This is a genomic window from Helicobacter sp. NHP22-001 (assembly GCF_030270165.1).
In the GTDB taxonomy this organism is placed as follows: domain Bacteria; phylum Campylobacterota; class Campylobacteria; order Campylobacterales; family Helicobacteraceae; genus Helicobacter; species Helicobacter gastrofelis.
Map to the genome: position 1 here is coordinate 12,261 of NZ_BSWS01000002.1, position 23,472 is coordinate 35,732.

The 23,472-nt window shown below is 45.9% G+C and carries 26 protein-coding genes and 1 tRNA gene; 9 read left to right on the forward strand and 18 right to left on the reverse strand.

The features are described from left to right. The first annotated feature begins 680 nt into the window (after nucleotides 1-680). The 3 genes from QSJ47_RS02855 (at nucleotide 681) to QSJ47_RS02865 (ending at nucleotide 1,916) form a co-directional block, all read left to right on the forward strand. Nucleotides 681-833 (forward strand): hypothetical protein, encoded by a 153-nt coding sequence (locus QSJ47_RS02855; RefSeq protein ID WP_221272634.1) that lies wholly within the window; start codon nucleotides 681-683, stop codon nucleotides 831-833. A gap of 501 nt (nucleotides 834-1,334) precedes the next feature. Next, nucleotides 1,335-1,613, forward strand: coding sequence for a hypothetical protein (locus QSJ47_RS02860; RefSeq protein WP_221271059.1), 279 nt, complete (start codon nucleotides 1,335-1,337; stop codon nucleotides 1,611-1,613). Nucleotides 1,614-1,670: 57 nt separating this feature from the next. Next, the gene (locus tag QSJ47_RS02865; protein WP_285602369.1) at nucleotides 1,671-1,916 is read left to right on the forward strand and encodes a hypothetical protein; all 246 of its coding nucleotides are present in this window, start codon (nucleotides 1,671-1,673) and stop codon (nucleotides 1,914-1,916) included. Between the two features lie 1,103 nt (nucleotides 1,917-3,019). Here QSJ47_RS02865 and QSJ47_RS02870 read toward each other — a convergent pair. The 7 genes from QSJ47_RS02870 to QSJ47_RS02900 form a co-directional block, all read right to left on the reverse strand. Beyond that, nucleotides 3,020-5,380, reverse strand: a complete 2,361-nt coding sequence (locus tag QSJ47_RS02870) for a ribonucleoside-diphosphate reductase subunit alpha (RefSeq protein ID WP_285602370.1) — start codon at nucleotides 5,378-5,380, stop codon at nucleotides 3,020-3,022. 17 nt (nucleotides 5,381-5,397) lie between these two features. Further along, complete coding sequence (typA, locus tag QSJ47_RS02875) at nucleotides 5,398-7,197, reverse strand: translational GTPase TypA (protein WP_285602371.1); 1,800 nt, start codon at nucleotides 7,195-7,197, stop codon at nucleotides 5,398-5,400. Nucleotides 7,198-7,276: 79 nt separating this feature from the next. After that, complete coding sequence (locus QSJ47_RS02880; protein ID WP_015106194.1) at nucleotides 7,277-7,480, reverse strand: hypothetical protein; 204 nt, start codon at nucleotides 7,478-7,480, stop codon at nucleotides 7,277-7,279. Nucleotides 7,481-7,555: 75 nt separating this feature from the next. Beyond that, a complete protein-coding gene (locus QSJ47_RS02885) occupies nucleotides 7,556-9,016 on the reverse strand; it encodes a catalase (protein WP_502875111.1) in 1,461 nt (486 codons plus the stop codon). Between the two features lie 123 nt (nucleotides 9,017-9,139). Next, nucleotides 9,140-9,613: a DUF1104 domain-containing protein gene (locus tag QSJ47_RS02890; protein ID WP_285602373.1), complete on the reverse strand. Its 474-nt coding sequence runs from the start codon at nucleotides 9,611-9,613 to the stop codon at nucleotides 9,140-9,142. 74 nt (nucleotides 9,614-9,687) lie between these two features. Next, nucleotides 9,688-10,212: a DUF1104 domain-containing protein gene (locus QSJ47_RS02895; RefSeq protein WP_502875112.1), complete on the reverse strand. Its 525-nt coding sequence runs from the start codon at nucleotides 10,210-10,212 to the stop codon at nucleotides 9,688-9,690. A gap of 145 nt (nucleotides 10,213-10,357) precedes the next feature. After that, on the reverse strand, nucleotides 10,358-12,061 hold the full coding sequence (locus tag QSJ47_RS02900; RefSeq protein WP_285602375.1) for a BspA family leucine-rich repeat surface protein: 1,704 nt from the start codon (nucleotides 12,059-12,061) through the stop codon (nucleotides 10,358-10,360). Nucleotides 12,062-12,207: 146 nt separating this feature from the next. Between QSJ47_RS02900 and QSJ47_RS02905 the strand changes: the two genes are divergently transcribed. Beyond that, on the forward strand, nucleotides 12,208-12,987 hold the full coding sequence (locus QSJ47_RS02905; RefSeq protein WP_221271064.1) for an outer membrane protein: 780 nt from the start codon (nucleotides 12,208-12,210) through the stop codon (nucleotides 12,985-12,987). Here QSJ47_RS02905 and QSJ47_RS02910 read toward each other — a convergent pair. The 8 genes from QSJ47_RS02910 to recG all read right to left on the reverse strand — a co-directional run bounded on the left by QSJ47_RS02910 (nucleotide 12,984) and on the right by recG (nucleotide 19,696). After that, complete coding sequence (locus QSJ47_RS02910; protein WP_285602376.1) at nucleotides 12,984-13,529, reverse strand: hypothetical protein; 546 nt, start codon at nucleotides 13,527-13,529, stop codon at nucleotides 12,984-12,986. The genes QSJ47_RS02905 and QSJ47_RS02910 overlap by 4 nt on opposite strands. Continuing rightward, on the reverse strand, nucleotides 13,519-14,085 hold the full coding sequence (locus QSJ47_RS02915; protein WP_260321511.1) for a hypothetical protein: 567 nt from the start codon (nucleotides 14,083-14,085) through the stop codon (nucleotides 13,519-13,521). The genes QSJ47_RS02910 and QSJ47_RS02915 overlap by 11 nt, the downstream gene beginning before the upstream one ends. Nucleotides 14,086-14,212: 127 nt before the next feature. Further along, entirely contained in the window at nucleotides 14,213-14,410 is a 198-nt protein-coding gene (locus QSJ47_RS02920; protein WP_285602377.1) for a DUF4006 family protein, read from the reverse strand. Continuing rightward, nucleotides 14,407-15,273 carry a cytochrome-c oxidase, cbb3-type subunit III gene (gene ccoP, locus QSJ47_RS02925; RefSeq protein ID WP_285602378.1) on the reverse strand — a complete coding sequence of 289 codons (867 nt, stop codon included), beginning with the start codon at nucleotides 15,271-15,273 and terminating at the stop codon, nucleotides 14,407-14,409. Before ccoP ends, QSJ47_RS02920 begins: the two co-directional genes overlap by 4 nt. Nucleotides 15,274-15,275: 2 nt before the next feature. Continuing rightward, nucleotides 15,276-15,479, reverse strand: coding sequence for a cytochrome c oxidase, cbb3-type, CcoQ subunit (locus QSJ47_RS02930; RefSeq protein WP_053828899.1), 204 nt, complete (start codon nucleotides 15,477-15,479; stop codon nucleotides 15,276-15,278). After that, a complete protein-coding gene (ccoO, locus tag QSJ47_RS02935; RefSeq protein ID WP_285602379.1) occupies nucleotides 15,480-16,187 on the reverse strand; it encodes a cytochrome-c oxidase, cbb3-type subunit II in 708 nt (235 codons plus the stop codon). Nucleotides 16,188-16,196: 9 nt separating this feature from the next. Continuing rightward, the gene (ccoN, locus tag QSJ47_RS02940; RefSeq protein ID WP_285602380.1) at nucleotides 16,197-17,714 is read right to left on the reverse strand and encodes a cytochrome-c oxidase, cbb3-type subunit I; all 1,518 of its coding nucleotides are present in this window, start codon (nucleotides 17,712-17,714) and stop codon (nucleotides 16,197-16,199) included. A 98-nt stretch (nucleotides 17,715-17,812) separates the two neighbouring features. Continuing rightward, nucleotides 17,813-19,696: an ATP-dependent DNA helicase RecG gene (gene recG / locus QSJ47_RS02945; protein ID WP_502875107.1), complete on the reverse strand. Its 1,884-nt coding sequence runs from the start codon at nucleotides 19,694-19,696 to the stop codon at nucleotides 17,813-17,815. Nucleotides 19,697-19,756: 60 nt separating this feature from the next. On the opposite strand from recG, the gene QSJ47_RS02950 reads away from it, so the two are divergent. Further along, a complete protein-coding gene (locus tag QSJ47_RS02950) occupies nucleotides 19,757-20,158 on the forward strand; it encodes a hypothetical protein (protein ID WP_221271072.1) in 402 nt (133 codons plus the stop codon). A 70-nt stretch (nucleotides 20,159-20,228) separates the two neighbouring features. Then, complete coding sequence (locus QSJ47_RS02955; RefSeq protein WP_260321513.1) at nucleotides 20,229-20,813, forward strand: outer membrane protein; 585 nt, start codon at nucleotides 20,229-20,231, stop codon at nucleotides 20,811-20,813. A 196-nt stretch (nucleotides 20,814-21,009) separates the two neighbouring features. On the opposite strand, the gene QSJ47_RS02960 is transcribed toward QSJ47_RS02955, so the two are convergent. After that, entirely contained in the window at nucleotides 21,010-21,561 is a 552-nt protein-coding gene (locus tag QSJ47_RS02960; protein WP_221271073.1) for a C40 family peptidase, read from the reverse strand. 8 nt (nucleotides 21,562-21,569) lie between these two features. Next, nucleotides 21,570-21,959 (reverse strand): molecular chaperone DnaJ, encoded by a 390-nt coding sequence (locus tag QSJ47_RS02965; RefSeq protein WP_285602381.1) that lies wholly within the window; start codon nucleotides 21,957-21,959, stop codon nucleotides 21,570-21,572. 245 nt (nucleotides 21,960-22,204) lie between these two features. Here QSJ47_RS02965 and QSJ47_RS02970 point away from each other — a divergent pair, with 245 nt between their 5' ends. The 3 genes from QSJ47_RS02970 to QSJ47_RS02980 are packed head-to-tail and all read left to right on the forward strand — an operon-like array spanning nucleotide 22,205 to nucleotide 23,282. Further along, nucleotides 22,205-22,462 (forward strand): Rossmann-fold NAD(P)-binding domain-containing protein, encoded by a 258-nt coding sequence (locus tag QSJ47_RS02970; RefSeq protein WP_285602382.1) that lies wholly within the window; start codon nucleotides 22,205-22,207, stop codon nucleotides 22,460-22,462. Continuing rightward, nucleotides 22,456-23,046: an SDR family NAD(P)-dependent oxidoreductase gene (locus tag QSJ47_RS02975; protein WP_285602383.1), complete on the forward strand. Its 591-nt coding sequence runs from the start codon at nucleotides 22,456-22,458 to the stop codon at nucleotides 23,044-23,046. The genes QSJ47_RS02970 and QSJ47_RS02975 overlap by 7 nt, the downstream gene beginning before the upstream one ends. 20 nt (nucleotides 23,047-23,066) lie before the next feature. Beyond that, nucleotides 23,067-23,282, forward strand: coding sequence for a hypothetical protein (locus tag QSJ47_RS02980; RefSeq protein WP_285602384.1), 216 nt, complete (start codon nucleotides 23,067-23,069; stop codon nucleotides 23,280-23,282). Here QSJ47_RS02980 and QSJ47_RS02985 read toward each other — a convergent pair. Then, nucleotides 23,283-23,367: transfer RNA gene (locus tag QSJ47_RS02985), tRNA-Leu, on the reverse strand. Nucleotides 23,368-23,472 lie beyond the last annotated feature (105 nt).

Sequence of the window (23,472 nt, forward strand, 5' to 3'; positions counted from 1 at the left end):
AGTTAGTGCTATACCCTGCTCGATCCATTACACTCTATCCAATACGCAACCCTCGCACAGACAGACCGCCCAAATCACGCAACCGTAATGTGCTAAATCCATATTATTAACCATATCTAAATGGCACATTCTATGGTAGGGATGACCCGAAGTTACGCTTGTGGAGATTCCTCTAATTGGATTGTAACCAAGTATGGCTAAGTATTTAGATACAGCTAGATACAGCTAACAGCTAGTTATGGATCGTTGAAACAAGAAGCCCACCTCTCTTCAGTGGATGGATGATTCACTATTTGCTGATTGTGCACAACTCTAAGGATCGAGCCACACGCCCCTGATGCCCCAAATGGGTGTTTAGTTACAATGCACGCATGAAAATACAAACATCGAGCGAATTTAAAAAGTGGCTAAAAACCTCAAAGATTTAAACGGAAAAGGTGTACTTACACGCCGCATACAGAGCTTAAAAAAGAGCGGACACTTTGGTGATCATAAATACATTACGGGTTAAATCTTTGAAATGCGTATCCACACGGGTGCAAGTTACCGCTTGTATATGGATAAATGGGGCGATGTGTTGGTGATCTTGCTGTGGCGCACCGTACAGTGGCGCGCTTAAGGCGACAAAAGCACACAGCAAAAAGATATAATCAAGGCACAAAAATCTTAAAAGATTATCCATGTCCGTAACCTTTAAACCCTTTAATGCAGCCGAGCTCTTAGACTCCGATCAAGTGCGTTTAAGTCATCTTAGTGCCGTTTTAGAGGATGGCGACATGGCAGAACTTAAAGATACTTTAGCAGTCATTGTTGAGTCTATCGGATTGATCTAGCAAATTTGCTTTCTTCATGGCATTTTGATTTATTGTGCTAAGATGGGTTTGTTGTTTTAGAGGCTAAAGGATTCACTTGCAACAGGAACTAGCAAAACTCGGACAAAAAACAAGAACGCTCAAGCGTGCGTGTCGCTTAAACAAAAGTGTTTTGAAAGATGGGCTACTAGATTAGATGTTAAGCAAGAAGTTGAGGAATTGCACCAGGAGTTCGGCACTTTGTAGATGCACCTACTTGCTTAATGCAAGCCCTAGACCAACACTATAATACCCTAAAAGAAGATGATCTAGAACTGGAAAATGTGAAGATTCTAGACGCCGAAATTTTGAAGGATTGGAAAGCTGGAATGTACCCCATGTAAAAAACATGCAGGGGATATTTACGAGGCAATTTATTTTAACCATGCATTTTAGGCTGGGATGTGTCTAATGTGACAGATATGAGGGCGATATTTGTAGGTTGTGAAAGTCTTCCTGAGAATGCTAAGGGCGTTTTTATGAGTGCTGAAGATTGTTTTGACTTGGCTTTTAAATACGATAGATAAAGGTGTCCCCCAAGACTATGCCAAAGCCGCTGGGCTTTTCCAAAAAATTGTAAATTCAAATGAAGTAAATAATGAGTTAAAAAATGTGGTTCGCTCAGTATTAGAGGAGCTTGAAAATAGAGATTTAAGGGTATGCATGCCAAAACACCCAACCCCTCAAAACAACAAAGCCATCGTAGAGAGTGTTGTAAAAATGCTCCAAGTCGTCCAAAACCAAAAGCAAGCCCATTTTTGACAAACTACAGACATACTTCATAAATACGAACAAGTCTTTAAGAACAACGACAAAAACATGCAGGCCATGTTATGGGAGGATTTACAAGGCATGCTCGAACTACATAAAGCAAATAGCAACCCCAATAAAAGTGGCATGGCTATCCAAAAAGTCCTAGAAGTCATCGATGACCTCAATGGGAGGTATGATTTAGTAGTAGCAGTAAGCGACCCAAATGCCGAAAAGTGGGCTCGTGTTCTCAAAGAACAACAACAAAGGACAGAAGAACAAGAACGCTACGAAAACTTTTGGAATACATTATGAAGCGCTCCACACCAACCCAAAATGCCTCCGCAAAATTGTTGCCTATGTACCAAGCAAGATGATTAATTAACCATACACAAACTTATCTTTTAGCCTACAAAGCACTGTGCGTGTTGTGCAGTTATAAGAGTATTGTTGCTTCCCTTCGAAAACATTTTATGAGCACATACAAGGCAAATGTATAGAACAATAGATCATCTTTGAAGCTTGTGGTGTGGAGCTCTCCGATGATTTAAAAACCCTCATAGACAAGAGCTTAGAAGACCTAGATGCAAAAACAAATTTATCAAATGTCATAAATAAATCACCGCCTACTCAGCTGCTAAAACTATGGTCTAAATAGTCCACTACTACTTACCCCTGCGCTCTCTATGCACTCTTTGTGTCTAAATAATCCATCACTGTATCGTTACAAAATCATCACACAGCTTATTTTTTATTCATGCAAGATCTCTATTTAATGCCGACTTCTTTGCCCCTAGATGTCTGCCACCGATCTGATTAACGCCCCCTACTACTTCCACCCAAGACAAGCAACGCAAACAAGCCCAAACGAGGAAAAATCCTTACTATGACATGCTAAGGATTGACTAAAAACCCCCATAATTCCCAAATTACATCGTATAAGCTGGGTCTTGTTGCTGTGATTTTTTCCCCCTTATCTCTTTTAATACTGCCTATATCAGTGCAAAAAAATGAAATATCGAACTACATGATCTCAAAATATTTAGAAGTAAAACATCTTTTTAACATCTTGCCTTATGTAAATGCTAAAATTTACCCTTATCAGTCTCATAGATAAGATGCTCGCTATAACGATGATACTGTATTTTGGGATCTTACACATACACATAGAAATTTTGTTCTTTTCACTACTTCCTCAAAGGTAGTAAAATAAATATAATCTTGGGGAGGTATCCTTTTTATGCTTTTCCAAATCTATAAAGACCAATGATCCCCATTTCTTGTCTATATTTTTTTACATGCTATGACCCAGAGTTTAGGATACCAGAGTAGTGAATTCAAAAAAAAGCCTCCTGATTTTCTCTTTGGAGTGGAACCTAGGGGGTTCTCTTTAAGAATATCCAAGCAAACCTTGATTTTTATTGGCAATGGTGGCATTCAATGGAGCGATCAAAGATGCTTTTGTCCTCTAGGTGGGGGCTTTGGGTGCGTAGGTAGTAAGTGGATTTTAAACCCAGCTTCCACGCTAGGTGGTAGATTTCGTGCAAAAGCTTGCCATTGGCTTTATCGGGGCGTAAAAAGAGATTCAAACTCTGCCCTTGGTCGATCCACTTTTGGCGCACGGCGGCTAGGCGGATGATGTCTTTAGGGTCAATGTCGTAGGCTGAAGTGTAGTAATTCCAAGTGTCTAGGCTCAAGTTTGGCACGACTACGGGGATCATGCCACTTAAATTCTCTTCAAACCATTTCTTTTGGTAAATGGGCTCAATGGTTTGGGTCGTGCCCACTAGAATAGAGATCGAGCTGGTGGGGGCAACCGCCATCAAATAGCCATTTCTAAGGCCCTGTTTTTGCACCTGTGCTTTTAAGCTATCCCAATCGCAAGTGGGCTGACGGGGGGTGATTTCTAGGGCTTCTTTTTTGGCTTTATCCATTGGGAAAATGCCCTTGCTCCACGCCGAGCCTGCAAAGTGGGCGTAGCTGCCCCGCTCTTTAGCTAGCTTGCTGCTTGCCTTGATGCTCTCATAGCTGATTTTCTCCATCAAAGCGTCTATTTTAGCGGCGTGCTCTTTGCTCCCCCATGCTATTTGGGCTTGGGCGAGCATTTGCGCCTCGCCCATCACGCCAAGCCCGATAGCCCGGCTTTTTAGATTGGTTTTTTTGGCTTTAGCGGTGGGGTAGAAGTTCAAATCGATCACATTATCCAGCATACGCACGGCAATAGGCACAACCCGCTCAATGTCTGCTGGGGTGTTGATTTTGCTTAAATTTAAGCTAGCTAAATTACACACCGCAAGCGTGCCTTCTTCGGGCACTTTAGTCGCCATGAAAATTTGTTGCCCGTTGATCGAGTCGTTGCTGGTGAGTTTGTTTGCCCTTTTGCTAATGCCTGCATCGGTGCAAACAATCGCCTCTTCTTCAAAATACGCTCTATCGCCATTTTTAAAATCCACTTGCATTTTGTAGTGGCTGGAGCTGGTGTTTTGGTAAATCTCGGTGCAAAGATTAGACGAGCGGATGAGCCCAGCGTGGCCGTTTGAGTTGGCGTGATTGGCGTTGTCCTTAAAGCCTAAAAAGGGCAAACCGCTTTCAAAGTAGTTGGTTAAAATCTTTTTCCAAAGTGTGCGTGCATTGACTTTTTCTTTGCTGATATGGGGGTTTTGCTCGTAGGCGAGGTATTTTTCTTTAAATTTGTCCCCATAGCACTCGGTCAAATCCTTGCACGCATAGGGGTCAAAGAGAGTCCAAATTTCGTCCTTTTCTACCCTCTCCATGAATAAGTCGCAAATCCATAGGGCGGGGAAGAGATCGTGCGCGCGGCGGCGTTCATCTCCGCTGTTTTTGCGTAAGTCTATGAACTCCAAAACATCCATGTGCCAAATCTCTAAATACACAGAGATCGCCCCTTTTCTTGTGCCGAGTTGATCCACAGCGATCGCCACATCATTGACGATCTTTAAGAAAGGGATCACGCCTGCACTGGCACTTTTATGCCCGTCAATGTAGCTGCCTAAACAACGCACTTGGCTAAAGTCCCACCCGATCCCTCCGCCGTATTTAGAGAGCAAAGCCATGTCTTTATAGCTGTCAAAAATTCCCTCAATATTATCAGGGGTCGAGCCCACATAGCAAGAGCTTAATTGGTGGTTGGGGGTGCGGGCGTTGGCAAGCGTAGGCGTGGCACACATCATTTCAAAGCGGCTTAAAACCCCGTAAAACTCTAGGGCTTTTTCATTGGGGTTTTCTTCATTTTGTGCCAAGAACATGGCGATTGCCATGAACATGTGCTGGGGCAATTCGATCGGGTGGTTGTGCTCGTCTTTGAGTAAATAGCGATCGTGCAAGGTTTTAATGCCTAAATAGTTGAATTGCAGGTCGCGTTTTTTCTCGATCGCCTTGTCTAGCAAGTCCAAATCAAACTTTCCTTTAAAGCCCCGGACAATCCGCCCCTTACTCTCACCCAGCTCCAAATATTTTTTAAGGGGCAAGTAGCCTTGAAACCCGCTCACCTTTTCGTATAAATCCTCTAAGAACAGCCTAGCGGCGACAAAGCTCCAGTTAGGCGCGTCAATGTCGATCTTATCCACCGCCATGCGGATTAGGGCTTGCGTTGTATCTTGCGTGCTTAAGCTGTCCTTAAAGTAAAGTTCTGCCTCCATTTCTAGCTCACTAGAGTCGATCCCCTCTATGCCCTCTGTGGCTTTTTGTATGCTTTGGCGTATCTTGTCCATGTCTATCGATTCGGTGCGATCCGTGCGTTTAGTTGCTGTCATTTCCATAAATTGCCTTTAATCGGTCATTTTTTGACACGGCGGCGTGCCGTGGGGTCTAAAACTTTTTTGCGTATGCGTAAGTTTAAGGGGGTGATTTCTAGTAGCTCGTCTTCTTCGATCCACTCTAACGCCCTCTCTAGTGCCATTAGCCTTGGGGGGGTGAGCTTGATCGCGTCATCGCTCCCACTGGCACGCATGTTGGTTAGGTGTTTGGATTTAATGGGATTAACCTCTAAATCATTGTCTCGGCTGTGCTCGCCGATCACCATGCCGATATAGACTTTCGTTTGGGGGTTGATAAACAACACGCCTCGCTCTTGGATATTGAAAAGCGAAAAGGCGGTGGCATCGCCATTCTCCATACTCACCAACGCCCCATTCTTACGCGACTCCACGCCTCCACTAAAGGGGCGAAACTCTAGAAATGAGTGGTTCATCACGCCCTCGCCCTTCGTGTCGGTTAAAAATTCGCTGCGATAGCCTATAAGCCCTCTAGCCGGGATTTCAAACTCTAAACGGCTGTAGCCATCATTCATGGGGTTCATCGCCTTCATCTCTGCCTTACGCCGCCCTAATCTTTCAATGATCGCGCCGCTGAAGTCTTGGGGGGTGTCGATCACCAAATGCTCGAAGGGCTCTAATTTCACCCCATCTTGCACCTTAACGATCACTTCAGGGCGGGATATGCTAAACTCAAAGCCCTCACGGCGTAGATTCTCGGCTAAAACGGTGATTTGCAATTCCCCCCGTCCGCTCACTTTAAATTTCCCCTCGCCCATTTCCTCGCACTTCATGGCAATGTTGGTTTGCATTTCTTTAAGCAAGCGGTCTTTGAGTTTGTTGGCGGTTACATGCTTGCCCTCTGTGCCCGCCAGTGGGGAGTCGTTGATCGCAAACACCACGCTCATGGTGGGCTCTTCAAGGTGCATGGGATCGAGCGGTTGGGGATTGTTAGGATCAACCACGCTATCGCCCACATCCATCGCGTTAAAGCCAGCAATGGCGACAATGTCGCCCGCTTGTGCCTGCTCGATCTCCATTCTAGCTAAGCCCAAAAAGCCAATAAGTTTAGTGATCCGCCCGGTTTCTTTGCTTCCATCGCTCTTGCAAAGGGCAACCATGTCCCCTTTTTTGATCTGCCCGTTAAACACCCGTACAATGCCGATCTTGCCGACATAATTGTCGTAATCTAGGGTGAAAATTTGCATTTGTAGGGGGTTATTTACCTCCCCACTGGGTGCGCTCACATGGGATACAATCGTTTCAAACAGCGGTTCTAAGTTTTTCTTTTCATCGTTTAAGTCTTTAATGGCATAGCCATCTCTAGCCGCAGCATACACTACAGGGAAGTCTAACTGCTCATCGCTAGCCCCCATCGCCACGAATAAATCAAAGACTTCATCCACCACCCGGTCAGGCTCGGCGGCGGGCTTGTCGATTTTATTCACCACCACAATGGGGCAAATGCCAAAGCTTAATGCCTTTTTCACCACGAATTTGGTTTGGGGCATCACGCCTTCTTGCGCATCCACTAAGAGCAACACCCCATCGACCATTTTCAACACCCGCTCCACTTCGCCCCCAAAGTCGGCGTGTCCGGGGGTGTCTATAATGTTGATTTTGGTGTCTTTGTAGTGGATCGCAGTGTTTTTAGAAAGGATTGTGATTCCCCTCTCCCTCTCTAAATCGTTGCTGTCCATCATGCGTTCATCGACCTTGTCGTGCTCGCCAAAAGTCCCCGATTGGGTCAGCAAACCATCCACTAAAGTGGTCTTGCCATGGTCGACATGGGCGATGACAGCGATATTTCTAATCTCTTGCATCTAAGCCTCTTGGTTATGATAAATTTTTGGAGGGGCTAGTATAGCCAAACTTTACTTAGGGCAAACTCCCACGAAAATTTTAGTCTTTGTTGCGGAAAATAAATTTATCGATTTTAAAGAAAATGAACGCCCCGATCGTCTGCCCTAAAAAGAGATTGAGCCAAAGGGGGGTGTGCATCCACTCAAACAAGAGCATGAAGGGCAACATCACCACCGCTGAAACCATCCAACGCACCCAATAAATGAAAAATAAGCGGGTTTTATACTCTCCAAAAAGTTTCATGGCCTCTCCCAAAATAAAATTACAAAAGAATAGCAAAACCAGGTGTATCGTTGGTTAGCCCCCTCCCTTTAAGGGTTAGCGTTTTTGCAACAACTCTTGGATGCGTTGCCCGTAATGCGCGTCCGCCTTTTTAAAGTGCTCTAATTGGCGGCTAATGATGTCATTAGGCACACCCTGCATGGCATCGGCGACATTTTGGCAAGTGCGCTCTTGTTCGTCTTTTGGCATGAGTCTAAAGAGATTGCCGGGCTGGGTGTAGTAGTCGCTGTCGCAATCGCGGAAGTTGTAGGCATAGACCGCCATTTCATCGGTAAGTTTGGCTAGCTCCAACTTGGGCTCTTTGGCGTGGGGGGCTTCTTTATAGCCGGGCAGTGAGCTTGGCTCATAGTTACGCATTACGCCATAATGCCCGTTTGTCATAAAGCCATCTCGTGAAGAGGTGGCAAAGGGGCATTTGGGGGCATTCACGGGTAATTGGCTGTGGTTGATCCCTAGGCGGTAGCGCTGCGTATCCCCATAAGCAAAGAGCCGCCCTTGTAGCATCCGATCGGGGCTATAACCCACGCCCGGGATCACATGGGCGGGGTTGAAGGCGGATTGTTCCACTTCGGCAAAGTAGTTTTCAGGGTTTTTATTCAGCTCTAAAATCCCGACTTCAATGAGGGGGTAGTCCTTATGGCTCCACACCTTTGTAACATCAAAGGGGTGGAATTTGTAGTTTTTGGCATCGCTTTCTGGCATGATTTGCACACAAAAACGCCATTTGGGGAAGTCTTTATTTTCAATGGCTTCGAATAAATCCCTTTGGTGCGAATCCATGTCGTGCATGCGGATCTTTGCCGCCTCTTGGCTGGTTAAATTTTTAATCCCTTGTAAAGTTTTAAAGTGGAACTTCACCCAAAAGCGTTCATCTTTCTCGTTGATGAGGCTAAAGGTGTGGCTGCCATAGCCGTTCATGTGGCGGTAACTCCTAGGAATCCCCCGATCGCTCATTAGGATAGTTATTTGGTGCAAGCTCTCAGGCACTAGACTCCAAAAATCCCAAACCATAGTCGCGTCTTTTAAGTTGGTTTTGGGGTGGCGTTTTTGGGTGTGGATAAAGTCGGGGAATTTTAAAGGGTCGCGGATAAAAAACACGGGGGTGTTGTTGCCCACAATGTCCCAATTGCCCTCCTCAGTGTAGAGTTTGAGCGCAAAGCCCCTAGGGTCGCGCTCGGCATCGGCTGAGCCCTTTTCGCCCGCCACAGTGGAGAAGCGCAAAAAGCAGGGGGTTTGTTTACCCACTTGGTTAAAAAGTTTGGCTTTGCTGTATTTGGTGATCTCGGTGCTGGTGATCGTCAAAGTCCCATAAGCCCCACTGCCCTTAGCATGCACCACGCGTTCAGGGATGCGCTCGCGATCAAAGTGGGCGAGTTTTTCTAAAAACCAAGTGTTTTGGAGCAATACCGGTCCCCTAGGTCCGGCGGTTAAAACATCTTGGTTAGCCCCGATGGGTGTGCCTACGGCGTTGGTGAGCGTCACATCTTTCATAGCGATCCTTTATATAGATTTAGGGATTTGGGAAAACCCATAGAAAGAATCCTAGTGTATTAAAGAAAATGGGAAAGTTAAAAAGACAAGGAGGGGCTAAAAGCCCCTAAAAAGCGTTACAGCTTGTAACTAATGGCTGGGTTTGGGGGAGTTGTGGGGGTTGTGGTGTTCACCGCAGTGGCAAGCAAAGGGACCAAAGGGACCAAAGGGACCCATGCCGTGCCCGTGCGGACCCATGGGCATGAACAAGCCGCTTGCTTTAAACTGCGCTCTCGTCATTTTGGCGATCCTAGCTTTCATGGCAGCGTGGATCGCTTCCATGCGTTTGCCAAAGTCTTCCATGGTCATGTTGGCGGTGTTTTTATCCGCCGAAGCCATGACTTTATCGTAGAATTTCTTACGCTGGACGGGATTCATGTGCTTGGTGCGTTTATAAAGTTCCATGCGGTAATCGGGCACTTGCTCGGGCGCAACCTTACCCGCCATGTCGACGAGCTCTTTATCGCTCTTGCTCTCAAAAGGTCCTTGCGCGGCAAACAATCCACTGCAAATCCCGGACACCACTAAAGCGGCTAGACCCAGTTTTAATTTTGCTGTTTTCATAAAAATCCTCTGCTAGAGATTTAGCCCAAAGCGGGCATTTCAAGATCAGCTCAAGCGAGCGATCTTCCCAAAAACTATTCGTGAGTGGCTGCGGGTTTTGTACCAGCGGGGTGTTCGGCGTGTTCGGCTTTGCTGCCATGCTCTTCATGCTCTTCATGTTCGCCTTTATGCTCTTTTTTATGAGCGTGGTGTTCGCCCTTATGATGTTCGCCTTTTTTGGCGTGTTTGGGGTGGCACCACATTTTGTGGTCTTCACCTTTACAAACCTCAACTCCAGCTAAACCCATAGCTTTCATTTCTTGGGGCTTGTGCTCTTTTTTCATTTTATCAAGTTCTTCAGCCACTTCTTCACGCAACTTGTTAAAATCTTCTGCACCCATTTTGGCAAAGTTGGCTTTTGCGGTTTTTCTAACTTGGTATTTAAATTCCGCTTTCGCCTTTGCTGATTTCATCGCCTTTACGCGTTTAGCCACTTCAATTTTATAGTGGATCACATCTTCAGCATCGTGCATAGTGCCCGCTTTTTTAATGAAATCTTTATTGCTAAGCTTAGAAAAATCTTCCGCTGCATGCGCAACACCTAAAGCCAATAAACCCATTACAAAAATTTTTGCGAACTGACGCATAAACTACCTTTGTGGAATTTGTGGAATCAAAAACAGAGCCGATTCTACTCATTCTTAGTTGAATTTTAGCTTAATAGCATGCTTTTAAGCAATTTTGTATAGGGATTTGTACCTTAAATTAACCACAGCTACCAATATCCTTAAAAAAAGTTCTAGGAGACGGGGAGTGCATTCTAGTAGCGTGGAAAAACATGCAACGGGTGTCGGTGTTATGCAAATACCAATTGCTCAAATCCTGGTTAAAGTTCTTGGCGTAGGCAAACATTTTGTACATGTTGTGTACATGCTCTGTGTTCCAGTGGTTGAGGGGGTGGTTAAAGCTTTTAGCATAAAAAAACATTTTGCGCATGTCGGTTACATGACTGGTGTCCCACTTGTTTAATGGCTGATTAAAAGCGAAAGCCCCGTAAAAAAGATATGCCATGTTTTGCACATGGCTCACATCCCAATTTTCAATGGGCTGGTTGAAGGCAGTGGCGTATTTAAACATGCCTTGCAAATCTGTGACACTAGAGAGTTTCCAACGGGTGATGTTTCCATTAAATCCATAAGTTAGACTAAACATGTAGCTCATGGTGCGGACATGCTCCACATCCCAATGATTCAAGTTTTGGTTAAAGTCTTTACAGCCATAGAACATAAAACTCGTATCTTGCACATGTTGCATTTCCCAATCGTCCAAGGGTTGGTTAAAAGAAGCCAAAGCAAACATGCCCTTCATATTTATAGCCTCGCTTGTGTCCCAACTGCTTAGAGGGACATCCACGACCCGCCCCATAAACATCGCCTCCATGTTTTTGACATGGCTTACATTCCATGTTTCAATACCATCTAAATTTGTGCGGCTACTGCCCGCTTGGCAATTCTCAAAAAGGTTTAGAATCTGGATATATTCTTTATCTTGTTTAGCCCATAGAGTGCCGTTTTTAATGGGGAGTTGCTTTAAGCGGGTGTAGGTATTGCCCTTATCGCAAAATAAATAACTCATGTCCTCAATTAGACTCGTGTCGATGCTGGCTAAAGAAATATTAGGATTATTGACTAGAGCGACGAGCTCGGCTTTGGTCTGTGGGTAGTGTAGGTATTTTAAGACATTTGGCGGAGAAACGCTTTGTGTTTCTCGTTGCTTATCGTCTTGCAAGCCTTGTGCTTTTTTACTTTGGATTTTTGTGCCCTCTAAGGGCGTGCCTAAAAAAATCCCCTGTGTGTTCGCCCGCTCTAGGTTCTTCCATCGGCTGATATCTTGCTTGAAATGCATGGCGTTGGCAAACATGTAACTAAAGTTTTTAGGAGTTATGTGGCGTGTGCGGTTCCAATGAGATAGGGGTTGGTTAAAGGTTTTGGCATGGTAAAACATGTAGCTAAAATCCACCCCATTAGATGTGTTCCAACTATTAATGGGTTGGTTAAAGCGGATCGCGTTGGCAAACATGTAGCTAAAGTTTTTCACCCGCGCAGTGTTCCAGTTTTGTAGGGGTTCGTTAAAATGCATCTGGTTCATAAACATCCCCTCCATGTTTTCCACACGGCTCACATCCCACTTACCAATCCCCTTAAAATCCTCTCTATAAGATGTGCAAATGCCTTTTTTAGTTAAGGGGCCTTGCAGACAAAATAAATAGCTCATGTCCTTGACGTAATGGGTGTTGATTTGGGCAAGGGAGATCTTGGGGTTTTGTAAGAGAGCTTGTAAAGTGGCTTTGTCCTTGGGGACAAAGACCCGTGCCTTTAGAGCAACAGATCCTACAAAAAGACAAATAAAACAAACAAAAGTGCAGAAACGATACAATAAAAACACCCCCGAACAAGTTGCAAAAAACAAAAACCTTCTTGTATACTAACACAAAAAGTGTTAAAAGTCTAAACTCTAACTCTTTTGTGTGGAGTTAAAGATCGCCTTGTATGACTTATGCTATAGTTCAAAAGTTTATAACCGATTATAAGGCAACCGAAACAAAAGGAGTTGGTATGCGTTACTCTAAGTGTTCTTTGATGGTTCTGCCCGCTTTGGTTGGTTTCTTAAACGCTGAGGAGAGCGGTGTTTTTCTTGAGGGTGGTTACCAGCAGGGCAAGGCCCAGATACGAAGCACGGGTAAAGATGGCAAAACTACAACTTCCACCATAAGAGGCTTTGGTTTGCAAATTGGTTACCAAATGTTTGCAAATAAGTACTTTGGCTTTAAGGTTTATGGTCTCTTTGACTATGCCCACACAATGGGAATTAAATTTGCTAACAATGGCTATCCAGGGGGCAACCCCGTAGATTGTAAAATGCCTGGGAGCGAGCGCACGCCGCCTATGGGAGGAGCATCCGGGTGGAACACGCTCCAATGCTCTGTTAATGCCATGGGCGTTTTACAACAAATGGTGGGGAGCAACAAGCCCTTGCAACCTAACATGCTCACTTATGGCGTAGGGGCGGATTTAGTGGTGAATGCCATCAGCAATAAAATGATGGCTCTAGGCGTGATAGGGGGGATACAACTTGCCGGTAACTCTTGGCTTTTGGCCACGCCCGATTTCAGTGATGTAGCCTTGCGGTATGCTGGTGTAAATAAGAGCGCTACGGGCTTTCAGTTTCTCTTCAATGTGGGGGGAAGGTTGCGTATCTTAAAACACAGCAGCATTGAAGCGGGCATTAAATTTCCCATGATGCGTAAAAATCCTTTCTTACAAACTAAGAATGACGGAACGCTTTATATCCGCCGACTCTACTCTTGGTATGTTAACTACGCTTTTACCTTTTAGCGCACATAGGCAGGTTGGATGAGGGGGAGTTCTTCACCTTCAAAGTCTACTTTTAACATGATTTGGTAGTGCCCTTTTAGGGGGAGATTAAAGGGGGGCAATAAACAAGTGCTCTCTTTCTCTTGCGTGCTGCATGGGACTTTGCCAAGGTCTAGGGTTTTTTGCTTGGTCCTTAGCACCGCCACGCTAAAAGTGGGAACTAGGGCTTTGGGGTCTTTGCGTTGCACTTGTAAGCTTAGGTTATTGTGCCGATTGGAGAGCCAAAGCAAAGGGGTGTTTTGGTTGATGTAAAAAGGAAAGAGCGGTTCAAGTTTTTGGTTGCCATTCACTAGCTCAAGGCTGTAGGCTTGCCTAAAGGCGTTGTAAGTGGAGAGCATGCCATTGATGTGGCTATCAGTGTAGGTGTGCTGGTGCAAATAAGAATTGTCGCTTTGGGGGGTGTATTTGATCGCCACGACCACCAAAGCGACAACTAAGCTCAAACCGATGAGCAGAATAGACAAAATGCCTAGGGGCCAATAATTTTTTTCTTCAGTTTCCATGTTTTCTTACTCCAAAGAAGTAACCATAAAAGAAAAGTGCCAAGAGCGAGCATAAGAGAATGTAGAGCGTGGTCTTTGTAACGCTGTTGGCATACTCTTCTTTGATGTTGCTTGCTAGGGTGATGTGGTGTTTGCGTGCGATCGCATCTGCCATGTAGGTGTAGCCATTGAGCAGTGCAAAGGAAAAGCGGGCGTTGTTTTTGGCCATGTCCTTGCCCCACTCTTTGGGTAAAAAGGGGGCGATGTGTTCAAAAAAAATTTGGTCTGTGGAGATTAAATCCTTGGGGTTAGACAGAATGTCGATTTTTTGTGCCCTAAAGTGAGCAAAAAGGGCGATGAAAGGGGGGTGCAGGGTTTTTAACTTAGCTTGTTGGTAAGCTAGACGCCCGGCTTTATCCAGCGTGTCGGGGCTGTCTTTTAAAAACAACATAAAAGAAACTCCCGTTTTGTCAAATAATTCGCTAGACACCTGTTGCACGAGCCCCGCACTCTTGGTAACTAAATGCCCCGCTTCGTTGTCCAGCACGAAACTTTGGGCGTGCAAAAAGCCCGCCAAAAGCAGGCAAGCCCTAAGAAGTTTCACACGGCAAAGAGAAAGGGGCGGGCGAAGTAAAGCACCACTGTGATGACAAATAAAATGATCAAGAAAAGACCTAGTAATTTTTCCATTCCCGTAAACATCGCTATTTCTCCACTTTATAAAACTCATGCTTGTTGCCAAACATTTGTAGACTCTTGGTGTCTAGCTTGTAGTAGTGGGTGGACTCTTCTTGTTGGATGTGCACGGCTTTAAAGCCAAAGAACGCCACCGCCACCAAGAGCACCACCACCACGATCAAATTACCTAAAATCCCATTCAAGCCAAATAATCCATTCATCATTCATCTCCTTGCAAGGACTGGATATAAGTTGCCAACGCCTTCACTTGTGTGGGGCTAAAGTGGCGGTAAGCAAAGCTGGGCATTTCGCCGACGTGTCCCTTTTTGCCTTTATCAAGCACTTCTTGTAAAAGGGCTGGAGTTCCATAGTGGGTTAGATCCGCTGCCATGCCCGCTTGCCCCTTGCCATCAGCCCCGTGGCAACTCGCACAAGTGCTTTGGAAAATGGCCTGCCCTTTTTGGACTAATTGGGGGTATTTGGTGTGGTGTAGGGCAGAGATGTCTGCCATGACATAACTAGCCACCGCTTTAGAATCCTCAGCATTAAGACCCATGGGGGGCATTTCACCGGCTTGATAACCTAGCCCCACTGAACCCTGTGCGATCACTTCCTCAATGCCCGCCTCTTTGCCCCAATTAACAAGGTTTCTAGCGGTGTTGTTAAGCCCCGTGGCCTCTAAACCGTGGCATTGCGAGCATTGCACTAAAAAGATGCCCTGCCCCATTTGCTCCAAATCCTTATCTTTGAGGTTTTGCCACTTGGCTTCAAAGTTTTTATTATAGGCGGCGAGCTCTTTGTTATATTCCCCGATTTGCGAGTAACTCGACATGGGATAACCCATAAAGATATACCAAAGCCCCCATACAATGAAAACCAAAAAGCTCACCACCCAACCCATGGGGATGTTGTTAAGAAACTCCCCGATGCCGTCATAGCTGTGATCCTTACCCCCGTAAAGCTCGCCATCTGCCTTGCTCTCGCGCATCGCTTTAAACAGAGAGGAGCTCATGCTAAGCGTGGCGACCAAAATCACAAGGGCTGCCACTAATGTGAACAAATTAATGTGATCCTTTAAAATATTCATCTTTAGCCTTTCTTATGGGATAAGTGCCGGGGTTCAATGGGCGTGTCGTTTAGCTCATCTTGCAAGGCGAGTTGGCTGTAACGCTCGTAATCGGTGATCCCCTTTTTGTCCTTGACATACATGGACACGATGTAAAAGTATAAAAAGAGCGTGAATAAGACCGTGAAAAAGGCGTAGGCAAAGCCTCTTAAGGTGTCAATGTCCATCTATTGCCCCTTTGCACTAGCTTTTGGGGCTTGGATGCGCCCTTGCCCTAGGCTATTTAAATAGGCGATCAGAGCCACAATCTCTTTAACCCGTCCCTCTTTTAAAGCGGCTTTAATTTCGGGGTCTTGCATGTGATCCACAATGCCCTTAGCTTCCTCTAAGAAAAGTTTTTTTGCCTTTTGCATGTCGCCCAGCTGCACGCCGCCGGGTTTGTCATAAGGCACATGAAAGACCTCTTTTTGGGTGTAGGCTTCGGCAAAGGCGGTGTTAAAATCTGCATCTTTTTTAAACAAATGTTTATAAGCGGGCATGATGCTGCCGGGCACCACGCTGGTGGGCTCTAGCATGTGTTTTTCATGCCATGCGGTGGTGCGCACATCGCCCACGCGGTGCAAGTCAGGACCAATGCGCCGAGAACCCCACAAGAAGGGACGGTCGTAGGCGTATTCTCCGCTTAGGCTGTAAGCCCCATAGCGTTGCACCTCAGCCTGAAAGGGGCGGATGAGTTGCGAGTGGCAGTTGTAGCACCCCTCATTAATATACACCTGCCGCCCGGCAGTTTCTAAAATGCTGTAGGGTTTTAGCCCCTCAATGGGGCGGGCGGATTTAAAGAAGTTGGGCAAAATCTCCACCACACCAGCCACCGCAAAGGCGACCACAAAGGCGAGTGTAAAAAAGAAGGGGTTTTTTTCTAAGAAAGTAAACATCTGCGCTCCTTAGTGCATGCCCATGGGCGTGGCGTAGGCGGGTTCTTTTTCTAAAACTCTGCCTTTTTGGATCGTCATCACCACATTGTAAAGGAAGATGAAGAACCCGATGAGATACAAGCTGCCACCAAAACCGCGGATCACATAGTAGGGGATCAACACCCGCACGGTGTCGACAAACTGATAGACCAAGTTGCCGTATTGATCCACATCGCGCCACATCATCCCTTGCGTGATTCCCGCAATCCACATGGAGGAGAAGTAAAGCACGATGCCTAGAGTCATCAGCCAGAACTGCACATCCATGAGTTTGCCTGAGTAAATCTCGCGTTTAAACACGCGGGGCACCATGTGATAGACGGCGGCAATGAGTGTAAAGCCCACCCAACCGAGCACGCCATCGTGCACATGCCCGATGATCCAATCGGTGAAGTGCGCTAGGGCATTGACGGAGCGAATCGCTTGGATAGAGCCCTCTAGGGTGGAGAGCATGTAGAAGGTGCTGGCTAAAACCAAGAATTTAATGAGGGGCGATTCTTTGAGTTGATGCCATTGCCCTCTTAAGGTTAAGAGCATGTTGATGGCGGTGCCCCATGAGGGGATGATTAAAATCACAGAGAACACAGAAGACAAGGTTTGCACCCAATCAGGCACCGTAGAGTAGATCAAGTGGTGGCCGCCCGCCCAAATGTAGACGAACATCAAGCTCCAAAAGGAAAACAAAGTGAGCTTGTAAGAGAAAATGGGCTGTCCGCTCTCTTTGGGCAAGAAGTAATAAATGGTGCCAATCACCCCGCTGGTGAACACAAATGCCACCGCATTGTGCCCCCACCACCATTGCACGAGGGCATCGTTACTGCCCGCATACATAGAAATGGAGTGCCAAAGGCTACCGGTGTGGGCGACTAGATAAGTGGGGATAGAAAGGTTGTTGAATATGTAAAGAACAGCGATCCCGACATAGGTCGCAATATAATACCACAGCGAAACATAGATTGTGTTTTCGCGTCTAACCCCCATGCTCCCAAACATGCTAATGCCCCAAAGCACCCACACCACCACGACCAAAATGTCTAAAGGCCATGCAAGTTCGGCGTATTCCTTACTTTGGGTGATCCCACTTAGCAAGCTCACCACACCCAAGATCAGGGTTAAAATCCAAATCCAAAAATGCAGATAGCCCACTGCTTTTAAAAATGGATAGTCGTGATAGGTAATTTTTAAGACCCTTTGTCCAAAATAATACCAACTCGCCCAAATCCCGCCCAAAGTGAAGCCGTAAATCACACCATTGGTGTGCACGGGGCGCAAACGCCCAAAAATGCTGTATTCGCCCAAAATATAGTTGAGCTTAGGGAAGGCTAGCTGAAATGCTAAAACCACCCCAATCAACATCCCAATGACCCCAAAGGCGATCATGGCAATGATGAATAATCGGGCGATTGAATAATCGTACTCAGTGGAAGTTTTAGCCGTAGCCGACACTGAAGCACTGCGGACATAGCCCTGTTGGATGCCTACATCCATACGTTCTCCTTCATAAAAATATCACACAAACTTGGATTATAGCACAGATTGCATTAGTAGCGTTTAATTTAATATCCTTTTTGGTTTTTTTAGGCGTTCTAGCTAAAAAGTGTGCTCACTTGTTCAATGATGTGCGTGTCTTGACTTAAATCCAAGAAATTAAAGGCGTCTCCACTCTGTTGTGTCCCTTGAAGCAAATCCCCCGAATGGCGGTATTTTAAGTCTAAATTGGCGATTTCAAAGCCATCCAAAGTTTGGCTAAAGTCGTGTAAACGGCGGTTAGTGGGCTGGTGGGTGAAAAGATAGCAATAGCCTTTGCCCCCAAGCCTTGCCACCCGTCCCCTTAATTGGTGCAAGGTCGCTAGTCCCAAGCGCTCGGGTCCCACAATCACAATGGTGGAGAGTTTAGGCAAACTGATCCCCACCTCAATTAAAGTTGTGGCGAGTAAAAGTTGCCCCTCTTTGGCAAAGCCCTCCATGATGTCCTCCTTATCCTTGTCCTTACCGCTCACCACAAAGACCCTTTCAAAGCGTTTTTGCCAATAGGGCGCGCCCTCTTTTAAAGAGAGATAGTCCATCGTTTCGCTCTCTTCCACCAAAGGGTAAATGACCGCCACTTGTTTATCTGCCCCAATCTCGGCTTTGATATGGGTTAAAAGGGCGTTGAATTGGGGTTTATCCACAATATGGGTTCGTATGTCCTTGGTGTAGGGTTTGTCCTTTAAAAAGCTCGTGGCGATGAATTTAGCCCCCATCATCGCTAAAGTCCTAGGGATGGGCGTGGCGGAAAATTGTAAATAGTGGGGTTTATTGCCCGCTTGTGTGGCTAGGGTCTGCAGGGTGTGGCGTTGTTTTGTGCCAAAGCGGTGTTGCTCATCGCTAATGACTAGGGCGACCTTAGAAGTGTCTAGGGGGGCGTAGAGCAAGGCGGTCGTGCCGATAATAAAATCTGCTTCGTTAAAAGCTTCTTTTTGCTTGCTAGTTGTCCCGCCTAAGAGCAGTAAGGGTTTAATGCTTTTGGGTAAGTATTTTAGAGCTTCGGTGTAAATTTGCTTGGCTAAAATGCTTGTGGGTGCCATAAGAAGGCTTTTATAGGGGGCGCACAAAGCCACGCTAGCCAAAATCACCATTGTTTTACCACAGCCCACATCGCCCATCACGAGGCGTTTTGTGGCTTTAAAGCCTTGCATGTCGTTTTGGATTGTGCTGATTGCCTTTTGTTGGTCGTTGGTAAGCGCAAAGGGCAAGTTGTTGACAAACTCTGCTAAAGCCTGTGTGTTGGCGTGTTGGCTAAACTTGGCGGGGAAATCAAAGGTCTTAGAGCTTAGAGCGCACATATACGCCAAAGCTTCTATATACTTTAGGGCTTGTAGGTGGGGTGGGCAAAAACCCTTATGGGCGTTGTAGGCGAGGGCAAAATCCATGCTAGGGTGGAAAATTTCGTTGATGTGTTGCACCACCTGCAAGGGCACGCCTAGACTTACGAGCTTTTCTAAATTTTGGGGTGCAAGTGTGGCTAGGCAAAAGTCTAGGTAGGTTTTGTGCTGGTCTTGCTTTAAAAAGGCGGGCAGTTTCTTGCAATCCTTATCAAAACGCATGGTGATGGTGTTTGGCTTGTCTATGATTTTGGGGTTAATCATTTGTAGGGCGTTTGTGTAGGGGTTGGTGCTCAACTTGCCATAGACAAAGTAGCTTTTTTGGGTAAAAATTTTAAGATGGTAGGGGGTGTGGTTAAAGCAAAGCAGATCTAAAGATTGTTGAGTCGCTTTGGTTTTTGTTTGGATTTTTAGAACTTTGCTAGTGTGCATGCTTAAATACGCTACTTCTATACAGCCCACAACCCCGGGTTCTAAGTTGTTTAAGATGGGGTAGGGGGTGTAGGTTTTGGGGGGATTTAAAATGATTTCTAAAAAACGGGCTAAGGGCAAACCAACACCTAAATCGGTGTTGGAGTTAATCCCTCCCATCTTTATTTGTGGCATGAACTGATCTTTAACTTAGATTTAATAAAGCATGGTTATTATAGCCCAAAAAGGAAGTGGATGAACTCCAGACTCTTACGCTTTTTAGGTTTTTCTATCTTAGCAACGACGGGGGTACTTGGTTTGCAAGCGTGTAAGGACACGCACAAAACTTCTAGCCAACGAGCGAAACCTGCAGACACTAAAGTTTTTAACCAAGCTAAGGATGCCGACTCCAAAGCCCTCAACAAGATGGCTTTGATGAAGCCCAATAAGGATGCATCTATAGAATCCGGCTTAGATCATAGAATTGATGATGCAAAAACGACCGATAGAGTCGATCGCATTGTGGATGAGGAAAACGCCGTCCAAGAAGCCACGCAGGGCACGGGCCCACTCTACACCCCCCAAAATAGCAATATCCTTCAAAATTGGACCAACCACGAGGATAATCTCGCCTCGCCCTTGAACCATAACTACTAAACTGATAAGGATAACTATTTTAACATTTGTGCGCAACCTTGCTCTTGTGTTGGGTGCGTTTAGCGTTTTGTTGCTCCCCTTACAGGCTGCCAAAAGCCGCACATTTCTACTCAGCCAATACCAAGTCGGTCAAATGCAGTTTTACACCTACCAAAACGGCACACCCATTAAAAATATCCGCACCATTGAAGGGGCGAGCATTGTCTATGGCTACGAATTCAACCCTTTAGATCGCTGGTTTTACACCCGTTACTACGGCTTCTTAGACTATGGGTATGTGATCTTAGATCCTCGAGGCAAGATCGAAACAAACATGTTTACCTATGGAGTAGGGGCGGATTTGCTGATTGAGTACAACAAAAACCCGCTCAATGTGTGGGGGCTCTTTTATGGAATGATGCTGGCGGGCAACACTTGGACGACTTCTGAATTTTCACAAAATTTCTTTGTGGAAAATTACCGCTCTTTCACTAGTTTTTCCTTTAAGGGGACTTACTTTAGGCTCTTAGGGCAAGTGGGCGTGCGCTTTCAGACCGTGATTCTCTACCACGATGTGTCCTTCGAGTTTGGGATTAAATTCCCCTTTGACACAGAGCTAGGCTCTAGATTTGTGCGTAACTACAGCTTTTTTGTGTCCCATACTTGGTATTTTTAGTGTTGTTCTGATCCTCGGCGATTTGCACAAAACACTTCTTAAGAGCGGTAAAGGCAGATAGGTGTTTCCTTTAAAAAGAGGACTTTTTTGTAATAGTGCCAAAAGTGTGGATGCCTACAACGCTCCAAACCCCGCTGCCACTTCAGCCTCCTCATAGGCCAGCACATTTTAGAGCAGTTGGAGGGGATTTAGAGACTTAATCTCTCTCCCAAACGCGCCAGTTGTCCGCCCCAAGAAACACCTTACAATATTCTATAGGGTCTTTCACCAAGAGGTCTTCTTGGCATTCCTGTCCGGACAAACACTCAATGACAAACCTATGGCTATTGTTGACCAAGGGGTCATATGGACCTCTCTCATCTATGCCATGCCCCACTTGTACCCTTGCGCGTTGCGCCACTTCAAGAGACCCGATGGGTTCCGTGCCTTTGCACGAAACATAAATGCTTAGGGCTAAATCCCCACCCCCTTGCAAAAATGCTTCTGGATTGCATTTTTCAACGCGGCTGTTTTCACTCCAGTGGATGATTTGGTTGTTGCCCACATAAATGCCCGTATGCTCCAATCCTCCATGATAACGGCGCACCACACTCCCCACCGCAGGCTCGCCCACCTTATCACGGATTAGATGGTTGGTGGCGCTTGCGGCTAAATCCCCCGCATATGATGCAGCAGTAACCGCTGCCACACCCACAGCCCCTACAGCGATCCCGGCGGTTCTCACCATTGCTTTTAAAACCTTAACCATAGCGCCCCCTAATCTTCCAACAACTTGACCGCTTCTTGATAAAGCATGAAGTTTTTCACCACCCAGTCTTTGAATTGATCCACTTTGTGGGTGGGAACACCCATCTCTTTAGCATAAGAGTAAATGGTGTCTCTCTCATTGTCATGCCAACGGCTATCGGCTAAAGCCACAGAGACCAACTCTAACAGCGTGGCGTGTTTGGCGTGGTTTGTGGTGAAGATCTGCCCTAAAGTGTTTACGGGCACTTCCTTTTCACTAATGCCATATTCACATTGCTTTTTAATCACATCTAAAGCCCCTAGTTGCAATTCGTGCAACACCCCATCGGCTTCAATGACTTTTCTTGCCAAATACAAGAACACTTGTTGTTGCTCTACGCTTAAATCTTGGACAAACATGTTTGCTCCTTTCCAAAAAAATTAAAAGACAAAGGCATTTTAACGAGAGAGAGAGAGAGAGAGTCAAGAGGTTTTTAAAACACATGGTTAAAAGTTAAAAAAAGGGGGTACATGTGTAACACCACAAAGAAAGACACAACAAAGGGCAATGCTTGTAACGCTAGCTCAAATGCCTTAGCCCACGGGTGCAACACACACAAAGCCAATTTTAGATAACATAGCCCAAAATTTTTAAAGGTTTTTCAATGCTACTTTTTGTGGCTTGCGAGTGTGCCACGAATACGAGCCAAATTTACAATGTGGGCGTGGTGGCGAAAGTTAAAGAAGTTTCGGGCGTGGATTTTAAGATGCAAATGCAGGGCAGGAGGGCGGGCGATCTGGCAAATTTGATCGCCAACAATTCTAAGATTTCAAGCCACACCGCCTTTAAACCACAATATGACGATTTAGAAACAATTATAAAAAGTGTCTATGAGTGGGAGCAATACTTAGCCAAATGTTAGCGGTGGTGTTGACGGGGGCAAGCAGTGGGATCGGGCTAGAGTGTGCCAAAATGCTTTTGCAGAAGGGCTATAAAGTCTATGCCCTCTCACGCCACGCCACCCAAATAGAAAGCCTAGAACACCCCCATTGTGTGCGCCTTGATTGTGATTTGCAAGATGAAGAGCAGATCATCAAAGCCACAGACACGATTTTAACGCAAGAAAAAGAGCTGTTTGCCCTCATCAACAACGCCGGTTATGGCATGTTTGGTGCACTAGAGGAGCAACCCATACAAGAGGCAAGGGCGTTGTTTGAAACAAATTTATTCAGCGTGGGAGTGCTGTGTTCTAGACTACTGCCCTTATTGCGTGCAAGCGCAGGGCTTCAGGCAAGCATAGGGCTTGCTCCAAAAATCATCAATGTCGCCTCGAGTGCGGGGCGCTCCACCACTTTGTTTTTAGGCTGGTACCATGCGAGCAAATACGCCCTAGAGGCCTACAGCGATTGTCTGCGTGCCGAGCTCTTGGGGCTTGGCGTGCAAGTGGTGTTGATTGAACCGGGGCGATTAAAACCAAGTGGGATTCAGGACTTAAAAACGCCCTAAAGCCAAATAGCCCCTATGCAATGGAGCTAGAAAAAACCCACGCCTATTTTAAAAAAGCCTATGAGGACGCGAGCCCGGCTAGCCTTGTGGCTAGCATGATTATCAGGGCATTAGAGAGCAAACAGCCTAAAACCCGCTATTTGGTTGGCAAAAAGGCGTATTTATTGGTGTGGGGTAAGGCACTGCTACCGGATAAAATCTACGATTGGATTTTGCGTAAGGAACTCTTAAAGTAGTGGTGCGGAAGAGAGGACTTGAACCTCCACGCCTTGCGGCGCCAGATCCTAAGTCTGGTGCGTCTGCCAATTTCGCCACTTCCGCACAAAGTGCAAATTTTAACCTTTAGAAGTTTAAAGTATACTTAAATTTAGCCAAAGTCTATTTTATAAGCTAGTTTAGATTATACTAAGCCCCTTTTGAAGGAGT